Raw genomic sequence first — 16,061 nt, forward strand, 5'->3', positions numbered from 1 at the left:
TCGTGGCCGTAAGCTCGGGGAATGGCGAGATACTTCGACGTCCACCCCCAGGATCCCCAGCCGCGATCGATCGGCCAGATTGTGGACCTGGTCCGGTCCGACGCGCTGATCGTGTACCCGACCGACTCTTGTTATGCCTTCGGTGCGCAACTGGGCAACAAGGACGCGTTGGAACGGATCCGGACCATTCGCCGGCTCGACAACAAGCACCACTTCACCCTGGTCTGCAAGGACTTTGCCCAGCTGGGCCAATTCGTGCACGTCGACAACAACGTCTTCCGCGCCATCAAGGCCGTGACGCCGGGAAGCTACACCTTCATACTGCCGGCCACCGCGGAGGTTCCCCGCCGGCTGCTGCATCCGAAGAAAAAGACCGTGGGCGTCCGCATTCCGGCGAACAACGTCGCGCAGGCACTTCTTGCGGAGCTGGGCGAGCCGCTGCTCTCCAGCACACTGCTGTTGCCGGACGAGGAGGAGCCGCTGACCGAGGGCTGGGAGATCAAGGACCGGCTCGATCATGTGGTGGACGCCGTTGTAGATGGCGGCGACTGCGGGTCCGAGCCGTCCACCGTCGTCGACTTTTCCGGCGGCACGGCCGAGGTAGTCCGTTACGGGGCCGGCGACCCGTCCCGGTTCGAATAGGGCCAATCCGGCCGGCGGACCCGCCTGGCAGGCGGCCCATCCGGCTGCCGGCCCGCCCCGCCTGGGGCGGCGCCACGGGCGGTACGCGCCCGGTTCCGCGCGGTCAGTCCTTCTTGCGCGCCCGGCTGGGCTGCACCCGCGGCGGCTCGCCCGGCATCTTGGGGTAGTCGGGCGGGAAGGGCATCTCCCCCAGACCCGCCTCGAGGTCGCGTTCCCACCACTGGAGCAGGACGTCGATCTTGCCCGGCTCATCGTGCATGCGGGCCCACGGGTCGCCGGTCGTCTTCAACCTGTCCGGAACCGTGGCGATCGTGAAGTTCTTCGGGTCGGCCGTCTCGAGTTCGTCCCATTCGATCGGGCAGGACACCGCCGCGTTCGGCAGGGCCCGCGGGCTGTAGGCACCCGCCATGGTCCGGTCGCGGTTGGCCTGATTGAAGTCCACGAAGATCCGTTCCCCGCGCTCTTCCTTCCACCAGGAGGTCGTCACCTGTTGGGGCATCCGCCGCTCGATCTCCCGCGCCGCGGCGATGACGGCATGGCGTACGTCCAGGAATTCGTGCGTCGGCTCGATCGGCGCGAACATGTGCAGCCCGCGGTTTCCGGAGGTTTTGATGAACGCTTTGAGTCCGGCCTCGGCCAGCACCGACCTCAGTTCGATCGCCACCGGGATGGCGTCGTCGAACGAGGTCCCCGGCTGCGGATCCAAGTCGATGCGCAGCTGGTCCGGGTTGTCGGAGTTCCCCGCGCGCGAAGGCCACGGGTGAAACACCACGGTGTTCATCTGCACCGCCCACACCGCCGCGGCCGGCTCGTCGAGGACCAGTTGCGGGTGCGAACGGGCGCTCGGATAAACCACCATCACCGACCGCACGAAGTCGGGCGCGCCCTTGGGCGGATTCTTGGAAAAGAATTGCTCGCCGTCGATCCCGTTGGAGAACCGTTGCAGCGACACCGGCCGGTCGCCGTTGGCGCGGACGAACGCCTCGCCCACCTCCGCGATGTAACGCGCCAGATCCAGTTTGGTGATCCCCAGCTCGGGCCACATCACCCGGCTCGGACTGGAAATGCGTACCTCGCGCTCGCCGTGCGGTCCGTCGACCGTCAACGTTGTCTGTTCGCTGGCCATGGGAACACCTAAACACACCCACGTCGCTTCTGGCGAGGGCATGATGGGAGCATGCCTATCACCGAGACCCCCGTGACCATCGACGTCGGCGACACCACCGTCTCCGGTGTCTACGCCCGTCCCGGGTCCCCCTTCGCATCGCTGGTGGTGGCCCACGGGGCCGGCGCGGGCATGGACCACCCGTTCCTGTCGGGTTTCACCCGCGCTTTGAACGACGACGGCGTGGCCACCTTGCGCTTCAACTTCCCCTACCGGGAGGCCGGCAGGAAGTTTCCGGACCGCCCGCCGGCTGCCATTGTGGCGTGGCGTTCGGTCATGCGGGAGGCGGCAGCACGGTCCGAAGGTGAACCGCTGTGGGCGGCCGGCAAATCCTTCGGCGGCCGCATGGCGTCGATGGCCGTGGCGGAGGGAATGCCGGCCGCCGGCCTCGTGTACCTGGGCTATCCGCTGCACCCGCCGGGGAAGCCGGAAAAGCTGCGCGACGAGCACCTGTATGGCCTCACCCTGCCCATGCTGTTCCTGCAGGGCACCCGCGATACCTTCGCCACCCGGGAACTGCTCGAGTCCGTCGTCGAACGCATCGGCCCGAACGCCGTGCTCGCCTGGCAGGAAGGCGGCGACCATTCCTTCGACGTTAAGGGCCGGAAACGAGGGGCGGCGGAAATCGGGGCCTCGCTCGCCGGCCCTGCCGCCGAATTCCTCCACTCGAGGGTCGGCGGCGCTTGACCGCCGGGCCGGCTGCCGACCAGTGCCCGGCGATGGAGTCGATGGTCGGCGGCGCTTGATCCCCCGGCTGGCTGCCGGCTACTGCTCGACGATCGAGTCGATGGGCCGTGGGGAAGTGATGGGATCGGCGTGACGGTGGATGATCTTCCAGGTGCCGTCCTCCAGCCGGAATATCGTCGTGACGCGCAGCGAGATCGGGGAGGCCGCGTCGGACACGTTGACCTTCACCCGGGTCCGCTCTATTTCTACGATGTAGCCCAGGTCTGTCCCGACGTACGTGGAAATACGCTCAAACCGGATCGGCTCGCCCTCGCTGAAATGCGATACCGCGCGGTCCATGGCCGCCTCGACCTCCTCCCAGCCACGGGCGGGCGGGCCGAGCGGATTGGCAAGCGTGACCTCTTCCTGCCTCGAAAACAGTTCCTTCACCGAAGCGGGGTTTCCCTGGACGAACGCGTCCAGGGCGCTGTGATAACGCTCGGCAACAAGGTCAAGATCGGGCCCTGGCATGTTTCCTCCAGACGCTGCTCCCGCCGCAGCCGTACCGGCGGCCGGGGCGCGAATACAGCCATGCTCCCACCGGCATCCGGGGATGTCCACGACCGGTGTTGGCTCCGGTGCAGGGCCTCCTACCCGTGGGCCGGGCCGCGGGACTACGATGGCAGGCCAAGGGCCCGGACGCCCCCCAACTGGCGGGTCCGTGCCGGAAGGGGCTGCTTCCGATGAACGAGCGTCCTGGCGGTCTCGTGCTGGAGCTGGAGATGGTCCTGGCCGCGCCGTGCGAACTGGTGTTCCGGATGCTGACGGAGGCGGTCGAGTTGGCCAAATGGTGGGGCCCGGAAGGTTTCACAACACCCGAGGTCATGCTCGACGCAAGGTCAGGCGGCACCTACCGGCTGACCATGAAACCGCCCGACGGCCCGCCCTTCCGCCTCGCCGGCGAGTATCTCGAGGTCGTCCCGCCGCGCCGCCTCGCCTACACCTTCCGGTGGGAGGAGCCCGTGCCCGATGACCGCGAAACCATCGTCACGCTGTCCCTTGAACCCATGAAAGGCCGCACACGGCTTGCCCTCTCCCAGGGCGCGTTCGCTACGGAGGAACGCCTCGGCCTTCACCGGGCCGGCTGGACGGACGCCTTGCGGAAACTCGCCCGCGTTCTCCACGCCGGCGGGTGACCCGGTCCGTCCCGGCCGGCAGCCTCGTTGCCCGACCCCGGTCGGCCGGTGACCCGGTCCGTCCCGACCGACATCCTCACCGTTGCCCCACCCCGGTCGACGCTGTCGAAGGCACCGGGTCGTGCCGCAGGTAGGCGCGCCGGAAGCGTCCGGTGCCGCCGGTCAGGGCACGCAGGTCGATGGCGTAGCGCAGCAATTCCTGATCCGGGACTTCGGCGCTGATCTCGGTGAGGTCCCCGCCGGCTGAATCCGATCCGGTCAGGCGTCCGCGCCGCGCGGACAGGTCGCTCATCACCGTTCCCACATAGTCGTCGGGAACTGTGATCGTCACGGCGGAGACCGGCTCGAGCAACTGGATGCGCGCCGCAGCAGCGGCTTCCCGCAAGGCCAGGGCACCTGCGGACTGGAAGGCCGCGTCGGAGGAATCGACGCTGTGGGTCTTGCCGCCGACCAGTGTCACGCGGATGTCGACGACGGGGAACCCGGCGGAGACGCCTTTCTCCATCTGCGCCCGGACACCTTTCTCGACGGACGCAATGTAAGGGCCCGGGATGACACCGCCGACGATCTTGTCCACGAATTCAAACCCGGCGCCGCGCGGGAGCGGTTCGACTTCGATCTCGCAGATGGCGAATTGGCCGTGCCCGCCGGACTGTTTGACGTAGCGTCCGCGTCCGGCGGCCGCTGCCGCGAACGTTTCGCGCAGGGGCGTGACGACGTCGACCGTCTGCACGTTCACGCCCTGCCCGCGTAGCCGGTCGAGCACCACCTCGGCGTGCGATTCGCCCATGCACCACAGGATGAGTTGGTGCGTCTCCGCATGCCGCTCCACCCGCAGGGTCGGGTCGCCCGCGGCCACCTTGGCCAGGCTCTTGGCCAAAGCGGCCTCATCGTTGCGCGTTGCGGCCTCCACCGCGACAGGCAACAGGGGTTCCGGCATCTCCCACGGTTGGATGAGCATCGGCTGCTCCCTCGACGACACCGTGTCGCCGGTCTCGGCGGTGCCGATCTTCGTCAGCGCGCAGATGTCGCCGGCGATGCAATAGGACACCGACCGCAAGGTCGAGGCGAGCGGGGCGTGCAGGTGCGTGACCCGTTCATCGCTGTCGTGGTCGGCATGGCCCCGGTCGGCAAGTCCGTGTCCGGACACGTGGATGGCGGAGTCATCCCGCAAGGTGCCCGAGAAAACCCGCACCAGGGAGACCCGGCCCAGGAACGGATCCGTGGTCGTGCGGATCACTTCGCCGGCGAGCGGTCCGTCGGGATCACAGCGCAGCGGGGTGCTCCGCGAGCCGTAGAGTCCCGCCGCCGCCGGCAACGGGCGCTCGCGTGGGGACGGGAATGCCCGCTTGATCATGTCCAGCAGCTCCGTGATGCCCAGCCCCGTTTCCGACGAGGTGGCCAGCACCGGGTAGAAGGATCCGCGCGCCACGGCGGTCTCCAGGTCGGAGAAAAGAACGTCGAGGCCGATGTCCTCGCCGCCGAGATAGCGGTCCATCAGGGACTCGTCCTCGCTCTCGGCAATGATGCCTTCGATCAGGGCGCTGCGCGCCTCCTCGGCACCCTCCAGTTCCCCGGCATCCGCGGGGCGGAAGGCGGGGTGGCGTTCCCCGCCGCTGTAGTCCGATACGGTGCCGGAGAGCAGTCCGTGTAACCCCGTCAGCTCCGCCCCGTTGCGCACCGGCAGGTACAGCGGCTGCACCGAATCGCCGAAGGCGCGGCGGCAGCCGGCCAGCGCCGCGTCGAAGTCGGCCCGCGGGTGGTCCAGCCGGCTGATGGTCACCGCCCTCGGCAGCCCGACGCTCTGGCATTCGCCCCACAGCGCGGTGGTGGCGGCATCGATCCCCTCCACGGCGGACACCACGAACAGGGCCGCATCGGCGGCGCGAAGACCGGCACGCAGTTCGCCCGTGAAGTCCGAATAGCCCGGCGTGTCCAGGAGGTTGATCTTGACGTCGTCGTACATAAAGGGAAGGACGGAGAGCACGACGGACCGCTGCTGGTGGATCTCCGAGGGATCCGAGTCGCTGACGGTGGTGCCGTCGACGATTGAACCCATCCGGTTCGTGGCTCCTGCCGCCGCCAGCATGGCCTCCGCGAGCATCGTCTTCCCGGCACCGGAGTGGCCCACCAGCACCACGTTGCGGATTTGCTCCGGCCGGGACGCCGTTGCCGCGGCAGAGACCTCCGCCCGCCGTAGATCGGCGCTCCGGCCAGAACCCTTCGCCAATCCATTGGCCGATTTCCCCGACATGAGCGCCTCCTGGCGTCGTAGGCATCGTCGTCCTGCGCACTCACCTGCTCTTAACAGATTCGACACCCGGAAGGGGCGCAGCGGCAAGGGCGTGGTCGTATCCCCGCAAACAAAAGCCCGCTTCCCCGCTCACCGCGCATCGCGGGCCAAACGTCCCCGCCGATTGGGCGCAGGCTGACTCCGCGCGTGCGGTCAGTCGGTTGGACACCGGCTGTCCGGCCACTGGAACACCGCGGCCACGGGGTCCATCTGTTCGCCGGGCCGATACTGCTCGTTGAACAGAACGGATCCCTCCGGCGTCAGCCGGGCCGGTGTCTCCGGCAGGAGGTGGCAGGCGCCGCCCGCAACAAGCCGTGCCGAGGGCAACTGCAGCAGCGGCACGCGATTGCTCAGGTCCGGCCAGTGCCGCACGTCCACGATGCTCATCACCGACGAGTCGTTGTCGAATTCAATCCACGGGTCGGCAATCAGGACGGAGAGCATGCCGTAGTGCCCGCGCAACTGAACCTGGCCCCGAAACCTGAGGACTCCCGACGTCGTCAGCGGACCGTACTCCCCGCCGTCGGGCTCGAAGCGGAAGAAGCTGCCGTCCACAATCGCTGCCCCGTCCCGGGCGGTGACTGATCCGTCCGGCAGACGGGAGATGTAGTTAATGAAACTGCGTTTGATGCCCCAGGTCAGGCCTGCGGGCGGGGAGTCCCCGCCCGCAGGCTGCTGTGCGGTGGGCTCCGGTGCGGAGTCCATAGGTCCCTTCCTACAGGGCCAGCTTGAGCGGGCAGCCGCCCTGGGAGCGCGAAACGCAGATGAACATGCTGTCGCAGCTGACCTTTTCTTCGTCGGTCAGGATGGAGTCCCTGTGGTCCACGGCTCCGGCTACCACCGGGGTTTCGCACGTGCCGCAGGTGCCTTCGTTGCAGGAGGACAGCGCCGGCAGGCCCGCTTCCTCGGCCACCTCGAGGATGGACTTGTCCGCCGGAATGGTCAGCGTGACGCCGCTGTCCACGAATTCGACTTCGAAGGCCACATCGCCACTGGAATCAATCTCCTTGGGCACAAACCGCTCCACGTGCAGGCTGCCCGAGGGCCAGTGCGCCGAGGCCCCCTCCACCACGTTGAGCAGCGGCTCCGGCCCGCAGCAGTAGATCAGGGTCTCCGGCTTGATGTCCTGCAGGTAGGCGGCGAAGTCCACCCGGCCGTCGGTATCCTCCGGGACAATGCGGACCCGGTTCCCGAACTGTTCGAGCTCGCCCAGGAACGCCATGGTGGCCCGTGACCGGCCGCCGTAGACCAGGGTCCAGTCCGCGCCCGCACGTTCGGCCTGGTTCACCATGGCCAGGATTGGTGTGATGCCGATGCCGCCGGCAATGAAGACGTATTTCTTGGAGGGCTGGAGCACAAAGTTGTTGCGCGGCTGGCTCACGGTCAGGGTGCCGCCGGCCCGCACGGTCTCGTGGATGGCCCGTGAGCCCCCGCGTCCGTTCGGCTCGTTCAGCACGCCGATGCGCCAGCTGTCCTGGCTGCCGCCGGGAGTGCACAGCGAGTATTGCCGGACGTAGTCCCCAACATGCACGTCGATGTGCGCGCCCGGGTGCCATTCCGGCAGCCGTGCTCCGGCCGGGTCCACGAGGGTCAGCGAAAGCACGCCGTCGGATTCCTGCCGGCACTCGCTGACCCGCAGCTCGAGGGTTGCGGTGGGATCTTCCGGGAGCTCGACAGCATGCCGCGGCGCATTGGCGGCAACATCCCACTCCACGTCGAGGCTGCGCCGGACCGGCAGCAGCGCCATGCGGATGAAGTCCAGGCCCCAGTCCTTCGCCGGGCGCAGGCTGGGCAGCCGCTCGAAGAGCACCTTCAGGCCGGTGGCTCCCTGCACCCGGGCCAACGGCTGGCCCAGGCAGGTGTGGCGGCCCTTGGTGAAGGCCAGATGGTCGCGCGGGTCTTCGCGGTGGATGTCGAACTCGAACGGCTTTTCGTAGTATTCGGGATCGGTGTTGGCGCTGGCCAGCGCCAGCCAGATCATGTCACCGGCCTTGATGTCCGCGCCGCCGATGGTCACATCCACGTTGGCGCGGCGCGACGCGAAGGTCGACGACGGGCGGCGGCGCACGGTCTCGTCGAAGACGGCCTGCCACAGGGCCGGATCGGCCTTGGCGTCGGCGAGGGCGGCCGGGGTGTCATTGAGGAAGATGACCGCATTGGCCATCGCCTGGGCGGTGGTGTCGGTACCGGCCGCAGAGAACTCGCCCAAGTGCAGTGCGATCTGCGCCTCGGAGAGCGAATAGTTGCCCTGGCGGTCCTTGTCGCGGGCCATCACGGAGATCAGGTCATCCGCTTCGCTCTCGCGGCGGTCGCGGACAATCCCGCGCAGCACCAGCTGGGCGGCAACGTAGCGGTCCCAGACCTCCGTGCGGCGCGGTTCCGGCAGCGGCTCCTGCGCGCTGGCGAGGACCTGGAAGAAGTCGTCGCGCAGCTGGCGCATCATGGGCTCCAGCGCGGCGGGCAGGTCCATCAGCGCCATCAGCGTCTGGGTCGTCAGCTCGAGGTTGTAGGCGTCCATCAGGTTCGCGGCGCCGTCCGCCTCGATCCGGTCGATGATCCGGTGCGCGCGCTCTTCGATCTGCGGCTGGAGCGCCTCCATCCGGGCCTGCAGGAAGCCCTTCTGCGCCACTCGGCGGGCGATCGTGTGGCCCTGCGGGTCGGAGCCGACCAGGATTCGGGAGATCAGCTCAGCCGGCATGGTCTCCGCGTGCTTCTCCGGCACCGTGATCAGTCCGGCGTTGCTGGCGCTGGAGAACTTCTGCCAGTCCGGCAGGATCATCTCAGCGTCAGCTCGGCGGGTGACCATCCAGGCGTTGAGGTAGGGGTAGAAGAAGGTGGGAGTGCCTTCGCGGACGTCGGCGAAGTGCCGCGCCGGATCGCGGTAGTAGTCGTCGCCCATCGCGTCGAACTCCGGGGCGAGCGGCCCGCGTTCCCGCAGGCGGGTGGTTTCTGTGCTCATTGGCGGATATTCCAATCAGAGGGCCGCGGAGGCGGCGATGGTGGAGAGTTTTTGGAAGCGCAGCACGTTGTCGCCTTCGTCCATGACGCCGGCGGTGAGGCAGACGAAGGTCATGTCCCGCTCAGGGTCGATCCAGAACAGCGTGGATCCGGCGCCGTAGTTGCCATGCGTGCGCGGGCTGGTGAAGGGACCGAAGAAGGAGGCATGGGTGCCGGTGCCGCTGAGCGAGAAGCCCAGGCCGAAGTTGCCCATGGGCTCTTCCCAGCCACGGGCGCGGGCGATCATCGCGTACAGGTCATTGGTCATCTCGCCGGTCTGCAAGGTGGTCGCAACATCCAACACCGCCGGGGCGATCAGCTGCCGCCCGGCGAACTCGCCCTTGCGGCGGATCATTTCCGCGAACGTGAAGACGTCGGCGGCGGTGCTGACGGAGCCCACCCACGGCATCTCCGCATCCTGGTCCACTGCCTCGTTGAGGATTTCCACGTCCCGCGCGGAAAGCCATCCGTCGTCCGGGATGTAGGCCTTGAGCGGGACAATGCGGTCCTTCCACTCATCCAGCGGGCCGAACCGTGTGTCCGTCAGGCCCAGCGGACCGAACAGGTTCTTCTCGGCCAGATCGCGGAACGAGTCCGCACCGTAGACCCGGCGGAGCATCTCGCCCATCAGCGCGTGGTTGATGGCCGGAGAGTAGGTCAGGTTGCTGCCAGGCTCGTGGATGACGTCCAGATTGCAAATCGCCTCGATGGTGTTGGCCAGATTGCCCAGCTGCTCGGTGGGCAGCGGCTCCGGGGTGGCCGGCAGGCCCGAGCGGTGCGTCAGCAGGTGTGAGAGGTTGACCTTGTCCTTGCGCAGCATGCGGAAGCGCGAGGGGCCGAAGAATTCCGGGATCACGTCGACAACGCGGGTGCTCAGCGCCAGCTTGCCCTCGCCGATGGCCTGGTAGACCAGCGCATTGGTAAACGCCTTGGTCAGGGACAGGACGCGGAAGATGCTGTCCGCTCTCATTTCGCGGTTAGCGGCCCGATCCGCCCAGCCGATGGTGGCGTCCAGGGCCACGTCGCCATGGCGTGCCAGAATAATGCGGGCGCCGTCATAGTCGCCGGCGCTGATGTCGTTGCGGATGGTGGACTCGAGCAGCTCAAGGGCTTCTGGATTCAGTCCGTGGGTCATGGTCAAACTCCTGCAGTTTGTTGGTTTTCTGCGGTGGCACAAAGGCCGGAAAGACAAAACCGGGGGACGACGGCGGCAGCCGTCCGCCGTCGTACGTTGCGGTAGTGCGGGGCTGCTACATGTGGAGGCCGCCGGACGGCGAGAGGGTCTGGCCGGTGTAGTAGGCGCCGGAGTCGCTGGCCAGGAAGAGCAGCGTTTCGGCGATCTCTTCCGGGGCCGCGGGCCGCTTGATGGGCTGCATCCCGATCAGCATGCCGGTGATTTCGGCGGGCTGCTGGCGGAACAACGGGGTGTCCACTGCGCCCGGCGCAATCGCGTTGACCCGGATGTTGAAAGGAGCCAGCTCGGCGGCGGCGCTGCGGGTCATGCCCAGCACGCCGGCCTTCGACGCCGGGTAGTACAGCGGCATGGGCACGCCCAGCAGGGCTGCGGAGCTGGAGACGTTCACGATGGCGCCGCCGCCGGTGCGCTTGAGCAGGGGCGCGCCGGCGCGGATCACGTAGAACGGGCCGAAGAGGTTGATTTCCAGCACGCGCCGGAAGTCCTCGTCACTGATGTCGCCCAGGAAATCCGGGAAGTATTCCTCACCGGACTGCGCGGCACGGAAGGAACGGACGTTGGATTCAACCAGTTTGTCGTTGGCGGCCTTGTTGGGAGCGTTCACTCCCGCGGCGTTGATCACGGCGTCCAGCCGGCCGAACTCGGCATCCAGCTTCGCAAAGGCAGCGTTGACGGCGGCGCTGTCCGTCACGTCCAGGGCAATGGCCAGTGAACCCGGGATCTTCGAGAACTCCCTGGCCAGCGCATCCTCGGACAGGTCCGCGCCCACCACGGATGCTCCTGCCGCCGCGAAGGCCCGCGCCGTAGCCAGGCCGATTCCCGATGCCGCTCCGGTAATGAACGCCACTTTGCCGTCAAGATTCATTGTTTTCCTGCCATCCTCCATCCCAGCGGGACGGTACGAACTGTGATCGAAGACACCCAGTCTCGCACGTTGTTAGACACGTGTCTAGCGAAATGTTGGATGGGAATATAGAAAATGTGCACGCGTCCTATTGCCAGACGCCTGTCTATCGGTATGCTGATCACCGTCAGTCTTTTATGAGGCGCGTCACATCGCTGTGCTGCCTCTTTCTTTGCCGGCAACTTCGGCTCGCCGATCGAGCCCTTCACGCCGGCCCCTTTCAGCGGGTCCCGATGGACCTCTCTTCAGAGGAGAAACATGTCTGCTCCACTAACTCGGACCTCCGCGGCCGGACTGCAGGACGCCCGGGGAACACTTCCTTGGAAACGCGCAGGAATGCTGATGGCCATCACCTTTTCCGGCCTCCAACTGCTTAATGAAGTGGGCGCCATGATGGCCATCCCGCTCTATCAGTCGATGAGTCTGGACCTCGGGCTGACCCCGGCCCAGGTCTCCTGGGCATTGCTGTCCACCCTGCTGATGGGCGCGGCTTCCATCCCGTTGCTGTCGAAGGCCGGCGATGTTTTCGGCCACCGCAAGGTGATGATCTTCTGCATCCTCGGGATCCTGGCCGGCTACGTTATCTCGGCCCTCGCCACCACGTTCGCCGTGCTGGTGATCGGCCGGGCGTTGACCGGCATCATGGCCGGCCAGGCGCTGGTAGTGGGCATCATGAATGACCGGCTGTCCAACTTCGACCGCAAGAAGGCCATCGGCATCATCGCCGGCGGCCAGGCCATCGGGGTCACGTTCGGCTTTGGCCTGGGCGGCCTAATGGTGGTTGCGGGCGCCACGTGGCGCACCACTTTCTGGATCGGCGCTGTATTGACCGTGCTCAGCCTGGTCGGCATGCTGCTCTGGGGATCCGATTCGGACGCCGTGCTGCGCAACCGAAGCGCGAAGCGGCGGATCGATGTCACCGGCGTCGTCCTGATGGGCCTGTCCCTTACGGCCCTGTGCATCGGCATCAGCCAAAGCACGGCATGGGGCTTCTTCACCGCTTCCACCCTGATCTGGGTCATCGGAGGGATCGCCGGCCTGGTCCTGGCGCTCCTGGCGGAGTCCCGGAGCAAGCAGCCGCTGGTCGATGTCAGCCTGCTGCTGAGCACCCGGCTGCTGCCGGCCTACCTTGTCTTTGTTGCCCTGGGCGCCGCCGGGATCATGATCTTCAACTTTGTGATGGGCTGGGCCCTGACTCCGACGGAGGTGGCAGGCTATGGCTTCGGCCTGAATCCGCTGATGGCAGGCTTCCTGTTCATCCCGATGACCGCCGCCGGCATTGTTGTTTCGCTCTACGTACCGCGGCTGCTCCACCGCATCCCGCCGCGCCGACCGCTCGCAGCCGGCGCCATCCTGCTGACGCTGTCCTTCATTTGGCTGTACTTCATGCACAACCAATTGTGGGCCGTTGTGGTCGGCATTCTCTTCTACGGCGTTGCCTACACCACCGTGCTCACCGTAGCCATCTCCGTCATCGCCGCCGAAGCACCGGAAGGCAGGGGCGCCGGTACGGCCTCGCTCTACGTTGCCATTGCCTTATCCTCGTCGTCCATTGGCACGGCCATCTATGCCGCGATCATCGCACTCAACACCACGCCGGCGGCACCCCTGCCATTGGCCGAGAACTACGGCATAGGCTTCATGGCAGCGGCCGGCATTTGCCTGGTTGCGGTCGCCGCCGCCTTCTCGTTGTCCAAGAGCGTGCGCCTCACGGAAATCTCCAGCCAGTAGCACTTGTAGATTCAAGGGTGCCGGGCCCGACAAGCATCGATGCAGGCAAGCCGGCCGGATCCAATCAGTGAGTGTCCCTCCCCGGCAGGGACACTCACTGAGTTGTTGTATCCCTGCGGAGGAAGGCAAGCCACTGGGCCGCGAGCACCTCTTTAAGACTGACCATATCCACCGGGCGCTGACGAATAACGGCAAAATACATCATGCGGTCCAGCGCCATCTGGAGGGTCAGAAGGTGCAGCCGCGCACGTTCGTGCTCGTCCGGATCGGTAAACCGGGAGAACGTCCTCGGCATGACCTTGTAGCTGTTCCCCAGGACTGAGATCCACGTATCCGTCACCACATCGTCATTCGCGAGTGCCTGCTCCATGGTGGCAAAGTCCCGGGCCTTCTCGCGCCACAGGGCAAAGGTCTCCCCGAGCCAGGACACGATGCTCTCCAGGTCCGGGTCCCTTATTTCGTCCAGCCGCCGGTACGCAGCCAGCACCTCTGGCGCGCCCTGCCGCATGATCTCGGCAACAACTTCAGCCTTGCTCCGGAAATAGACGTAGAAGGTTGCCCGGCTGGCGCCTGCTGCGCTGGCAATGTTTTCAGCCGTCGTTTCGTTGTAGCCCCGGTTCCGAAACTCCTCCGCGCCGGCCTCGATCAACCGCTCCCGCGTCAGCTGCTTCTGCAGTTCGCGCAAAGACTGACGCGGTGCCTTCTCCTGAGCACTGCTCCCACTTTCGACCGGGCCAGGTCTGCGCTCATTTTCAACGGTGCTCACCCTCCCCAAACTACCATCGGCGCGGGGCCCCGCCCCTGCCGCGACATCCACCTGCCGCTCCCCACCGGTTGGATCCGTATCAGCACTAGCTGTGCCCGAGGTGGGATTCGAACCCACACGGTTTTACCCGCCGCATTTTGAGTGCGGTGCGTCTGCCATTCCGCCACTCGGGCAATGCACCGGTTGCGAAGCCGGTCTCCAACTGTGAAAACCGTCATGCTCCCCGGTGCGCGAATCTACTCTACATGCCGATAGGCTATTTCACGGAACCGACGCCACATGAATGGCAACGCAACACCCTAGGAGCGCCAGTGTCTGAACAAACCGAGTCTGTCCCCGCTCGCCGCGTCGTCGTCGCGGAGGACGAGACACTGATCCGCCTGGATATCGTCGAAATCCTCAGGGGCGAGGGCTACGACGTCGTTGCCGAAGCCGACAACGGCGAAAAGGCAGTGGAACTCGCCCAGGAACTGAAGCCGGACCTGGTCCTCATGGATGTGAAGATGCCCGTGATGGACGGCATCTCGGCGGCGGAGCAGATCGTCAAGGCACGCATTGCCCCAGTGGTGCTGCTGACCGCGTTCAGCCAGAAAGAGCTGGTGGAGCGCGCCCGCGACGCCGGTGCCATGGCGTACGTGGTGAAGCCCTTCACGCCGGCGGACCTGATTCCGGCCATCGAGATCGCGCTCTCCCGCCACGAGGAGCTCGCCGCCCTGGAGTCCGAGGTATCCGACCTCCAGGAGCAGTTCGAGACCCGGAAGCTGGTGGAGCGGGCCAAGAGCCTGCTCATAACCAAAATGGGCCTGACCGAGCCGGAAGCGTTCCGCTGGATCCAGAAGACGTCGATGGACCGCCGGCTGAGCATGCGCGAAGTCGCCGAGACGATCATCAATCAGGTGAACTAAGGCGAACGGGAACGGCCTCCGGAATGATCCGGAGGCCGTTTCTTCTGTCCGTGGCCTGCACCGGCCCTTCGCCTACGACGACGGCCAGGGGCCGACCCGCTCGGGCCGCGGGTGCGACTGGCCGTCCAGCAGTTCGCCGGCATCCGCCAGGTCGCCCACCCGGTGCACCTTCAGGGAGTTGGTGGAACCGGCCTTGCCCGGAGGCGAACCGGCCGCGATGACGACCAGGTCATCGATGTCCACCAGCCCGCGCTCGTAGAGGATCCGGTCCACCTGGGCGGTCATGTGGTCGGTGTGCTCGACGAACTCGACGACGAGCGGCTGGATGCCCCAGGTCAGCGAGAGCACGTTGAGGGTGGACTGGAGCGGGGTGAACGCGAACACCGGCCGCCCCGGGCGCAGCCGGCTGAGCCGGCGGGCCGAGTCACCGGACTGGGTGAAGGTACAGATGTACTTGGCGTCGAGCTGGTCGGCGATCTGCACGGCCGCCCGGGTGATGGCGCCACCGCGGGTCTTCGGCTGGCTGCCCAGCGGCTGGATGCGGTCCAGCCCGTGCTGCTCGGTGGATTCGATAATCCGTGCCATGGTCCGGACCGTCTCCAGCGGGTACTTGCCCACGCTGGTTTCGCCCGAGAGCATGACCGCGTCCGCGCCGTCGAGCACGGCGTTGGCGCAGTCCGATGCTTCCGCCCGGGTGGGCCGCGGGTTGTCGATCATGGATTCGAGCACCTGGGTGGCAACGATCACCGGTTTCGCCCACCGGCGGGCGAGTTCGACGGCGCGCTTCTGCACCAGCGGCACGTCCTCCAGCGGCAGCTCCACGCCCAGATCGCCGCGGGCGATCATGATGGCATCAAACGCGTCGATGATCTCTTCGATGGCGTCCACGGCCTGCGGCTTTTCGATCTTGGCGATAACCGGGGCGCGGCGTCCCTCCTCGTCCATGATCTCGTGGACCCGCTGGACGTCGGCGGCGTTGCGCACGAAGGACAGTGCCACCATGTCGACGCCGGTCTTGAGCGCCCAGCGCAGATCCTCCTCGTCCTTCTCGCTCAGGGCCGGGACATTGACCGCCACGCCGGGCAGGTTGATGCCCTTGTTGTTGGACACCGCACCCGCCACCGTGACTTCCGTCACGACCTTGACGTCGTCGACCTCGATGGCCTTGAGCGCCACCTTGCCGTCGTCGATCAGCAGGGAGTCGCCCACGTTGACGTCGCCCGGCAAGCCCTTGTGCGTGGTCGAGCATTGCTCGGCGGTTCCCTCCACGTCCTCGGTGGTGATCGTGAAGCGGTCGCCCACCGCGAGGTGGTGGGGGCCGTTCACGAAGCGTCCCAGGCGGATTTTCGGGCCCTGCAGGTCGGCGAAGATGCCCACCGGCTTGGATAGTTCGGCCGAAGCCTTGCGGACGTTGTCGTAGGTCTGCTGATGCACGCCGTAGTCGCCGTGGCTCATGTTCATTCGGGCCACGTCCACGCCGGCCTTGAGGACAGCCAAGGTGCTCTCGTAACTGGCGATGGCAGGGCCGAAGGTTGCAACGATTTTTGCGCGTCTCATATCCCTACCCTAATCAGAATGCGGCCGTTGCGCAGGGCGTGCCA

General features: G+C 66.5%; 14 protein-coding genes and 1 tRNA gene. 5 read left to right on the forward strand and 10 right to left on the reverse strand.

Going from position 1 to position 16,061, the window contains the following annotated elements; all coding sequences use genetic code 11:
- Positions 1 to 21: 21 nt before the first annotated feature.
- Positions 22 to 642, forward strand: a complete 621-nt coding sequence (locus AC5RUK_RS03815) for an L-threonylcarbamoyladenylate synthase (RefSeq protein ID WP_494151421.1) — start codon at positions 22 to 24, stop codon at positions 640 to 642.
- 103 nt (positions 643 to 745) lie between these two features.
- Here AC5RUK_RS03815 and ligD read toward each other — a convergent pair whose 3' ends face one another.
- A complete protein-coding gene (gene ligD, locus AC5RUK_RS03820) occupies positions 746 to 1,768 on the reverse strand; it encodes a non-homologous end-joining DNA ligase (RefSeq protein ID WP_494151422.1) in 1,023 nt (340 codons plus the stop codon).
- 51 nt (positions 1,769 to 1,819) lie between these two features.
- Here ligD and AC5RUK_RS03825 point away from each other — a divergent pair, with 51 nt between their 5' ends.
- Entirely contained in the window at positions 1,820 to 2,494 is a 675-nt protein-coding gene (locus AC5RUK_RS03825; protein ID WP_494151423.1) for an alpha/beta hydrolase family protein, read from the forward strand.
- A 78-nt stretch (positions 2,495 to 2,572) separates the two neighbouring features.
- Here the strand turns inward: AC5RUK_RS03825 and AC5RUK_RS03830 are convergent, their stop codons facing one another.
- Entirely contained in the window at positions 2,573 to 3,004 is a 432-nt protein-coding gene (locus AC5RUK_RS03830; protein ID WP_494108770.1) for a YybH family protein, read from the reverse strand.
- 212 nt (positions 3,005 to 3,216) lie between these two features.
- On the opposite strand from AC5RUK_RS03830, the gene AC5RUK_RS03835 reads away from it, so the two are divergent.
- Positions 3,217 to 3,669, forward strand: a complete 453-nt coding sequence (locus tag AC5RUK_RS03835) for an SRPBCC family protein (protein WP_494151424.1) — start codon at positions 3,217 to 3,219, stop codon at positions 3,667 to 3,669.
- 76 nt (positions 3,670 to 3,745) lie between these two features.
- On the opposite strand, the gene AC5RUK_RS03840 is transcribed toward AC5RUK_RS03835, so the two are convergent.
- From AC5RUK_RS03840 to AC5RUK_RS03860, 5 genes are all read right to left on the reverse strand, one after another.
- Positions 3,746 to 5,923, reverse strand: a complete 2,178-nt coding sequence (locus AC5RUK_RS03840) for an elongation factor G-like protein EF-G2 (protein ID WP_494108768.1) — start codon at positions 5,921 to 5,923, stop codon at positions 3,746 to 3,748.
- 192 nt (positions 5,924 to 6,115) lie between these two features.
- Positions 6,116 to 6,667, reverse strand: coding sequence for an HtaA domain-containing protein (locus AC5RUK_RS03845; RefSeq protein ID WP_494108767.1), 552 nt, complete (start codon positions 6,665 to 6,667; stop codon positions 6,116 to 6,118).
- A 10-nt stretch (positions 6,668 to 6,677) separates the two neighbouring features.
- The gene (locus AC5RUK_RS03850) at positions 6,678 to 8,921 is read right to left on the reverse strand and encodes a cytochrome P450 (protein ID WP_494108766.1); all 2,244 of its coding nucleotides are present in this window, start codon (positions 8,919 to 8,921) and stop codon (positions 6,678 to 6,680) included.
- Positions 8,922 to 8,936: 15 nt separating this feature from the next.
- Positions 8,937 to 10,094: a serine hydrolase domain-containing protein gene (locus AC5RUK_RS03855; protein WP_494108765.1), complete on the reverse strand. Its 1,158-nt coding sequence runs from the start codon at positions 10,092 to 10,094 to the stop codon at positions 8,937 to 8,939.
- 115 nt (positions 10,095 to 10,209) lie between these two features.
- The gene (locus AC5RUK_RS03860) at positions 10,210 to 11,019 is read right to left on the reverse strand and encodes an SDR family NAD(P)-dependent oxidoreductase (protein WP_494108764.1); all 810 of its coding nucleotides are present in this window, start codon (positions 11,017 to 11,019) and stop codon (positions 10,210 to 10,212) included.
- Positions 11,020 to 11,400: 381 nt separating this feature from the next.
- Between AC5RUK_RS03860 and AC5RUK_RS03865 the strand changes: the two genes are divergently transcribed.
- Complete coding sequence (locus AC5RUK_RS03865) at positions 11,401 to 12,789, forward strand: MFS transporter (RefSeq protein ID WP_494108763.1); 1,389 nt, start codon at positions 11,401 to 11,403, stop codon at positions 12,787 to 12,789.
- Between the two features lie 94 nt (positions 12,790 to 12,883).
- Here the strand turns inward: AC5RUK_RS03865 and AC5RUK_RS03870 are convergent, their stop codons facing one another.
- The gene (locus AC5RUK_RS03870) at positions 12,884 to 13,555 is read right to left on the reverse strand and encodes a TetR/AcrR family transcriptional regulator (RefSeq protein WP_493987352.1); all 672 of its coding nucleotides are present in this window, start codon (positions 13,553 to 13,555) and stop codon (positions 12,884 to 12,886) included.
- A 92-nt stretch (positions 13,556 to 13,647) separates the two neighbouring features.
- A tRNA-Leu gene (locus AC5RUK_RS03875) sits at positions 13,648 to 13,728 on the reverse strand.
- Between the two features lie 138 nt (positions 13,729 to 13,866).
- Here AC5RUK_RS03875 and AC5RUK_RS03880 point away from each other — a divergent pair.
- Complete coding sequence (locus tag AC5RUK_RS03880) at positions 13,867 to 14,460, forward strand: ANTAR domain-containing response regulator (protein WP_493987353.1); 594 nt, start codon at positions 13,867 to 13,869, stop codon at positions 14,458 to 14,460.
- Between the two features lie 72 nt (positions 14,461 to 14,532).
- On the opposite strand, the gene pyk is transcribed toward AC5RUK_RS03880, so the two are convergent.
- Positions 14,533 to 16,017, reverse strand: a complete 1,485-nt coding sequence (pyk, locus tag AC5RUK_RS03885) for a pyruvate kinase (protein ID WP_493987354.1) — start codon at positions 16,015 to 16,017, stop codon at positions 14,533 to 14,535.
- Positions 16,018 to 16,061 lie beyond the last annotated feature (44 nt).

This window comes from Arthrobacter sp. Y3223065 (genome assembly GCF_059090885.1).

Excerpts from the sequence above, each read along its gene's own strand:
- AC5RUK_RS03815 (WP_494151421.1), top strand. The coding sequence starts at position 22 with ATGGCGAGATACTTCGACGTCCACCCCCAGGATCCCCAGCCGCGATCG.
- ligD (WP_494151422.1), bottom strand. The coding sequence starts at position 1,768 with ATGGCCAGCGAACAGACAACGTTGACGGTCGACGGACCGCACGGCGAG.
- AC5RUK_RS03825 (WP_494151423.1), top strand. The coding sequence starts at position 1,820 with ATGCCTATCACCGAGACCCCCGTGACCATCGACGTCGGCGACACCACC.
- AC5RUK_RS03830 (WP_494108770.1), bottom strand. The coding sequence starts at position 3,004 with ATGCCAGGGCCCGATCTTGACCTTGTTGCCGAGCGTTATCACAGCGCC.
- AC5RUK_RS03835 (WP_494151424.1), top strand. The coding sequence starts at position 3,217 with ATGAACGAGCGTCCTGGCGGTCTCGTGCTGGAGCTGGAGATGGTCCTG.
- AC5RUK_RS03840 (WP_494108768.1), bottom strand. The coding sequence starts at position 5,923 with ATGTCGGGGAAATCGGCCAATGGATTGGCGAAGGGTTCTGGCCGGAGC.
- AC5RUK_RS03845 (WP_494108767.1), bottom strand. The coding sequence starts at position 6,667 with ATGGACTCCGCACCGGAGCCCACCGCACAGCAGCCTGCGGGCGGGGAC.
- AC5RUK_RS03850 (WP_494108766.1), bottom strand. The coding sequence starts at position 8,921 with ATGAGCACAGAAACCACCCGCCTGCGGGAACGCGGGCCGCTCGCCCCG.
- AC5RUK_RS03855 (WP_494108765.1), bottom strand. The coding sequence starts at position 10,094 with ATGACCCACGGACTGAATCCAGAAGCCCTTGAGCTGCTCGAGTCCACC.
- AC5RUK_RS03860 (WP_494108764.1), bottom strand. The coding sequence starts at position 11,019 with ATGAATCTTGACGGCAAAGTGGCGTTCATTACCGGAGCGGCATCGGGA.
- AC5RUK_RS03865 (WP_494108763.1), top strand. The coding sequence starts at position 11,401 with ATGGCCATCACCTTTTCCGGCCTCCAACTGCTTAATGAAGTGGGCGCC.
- pyk (WP_493987354.1), bottom strand. The coding sequence starts at position 16,017 with ATGAGACGCGCAAAAATCGTTGCAACCTTCGGCCCTGCCATCGCCAGT.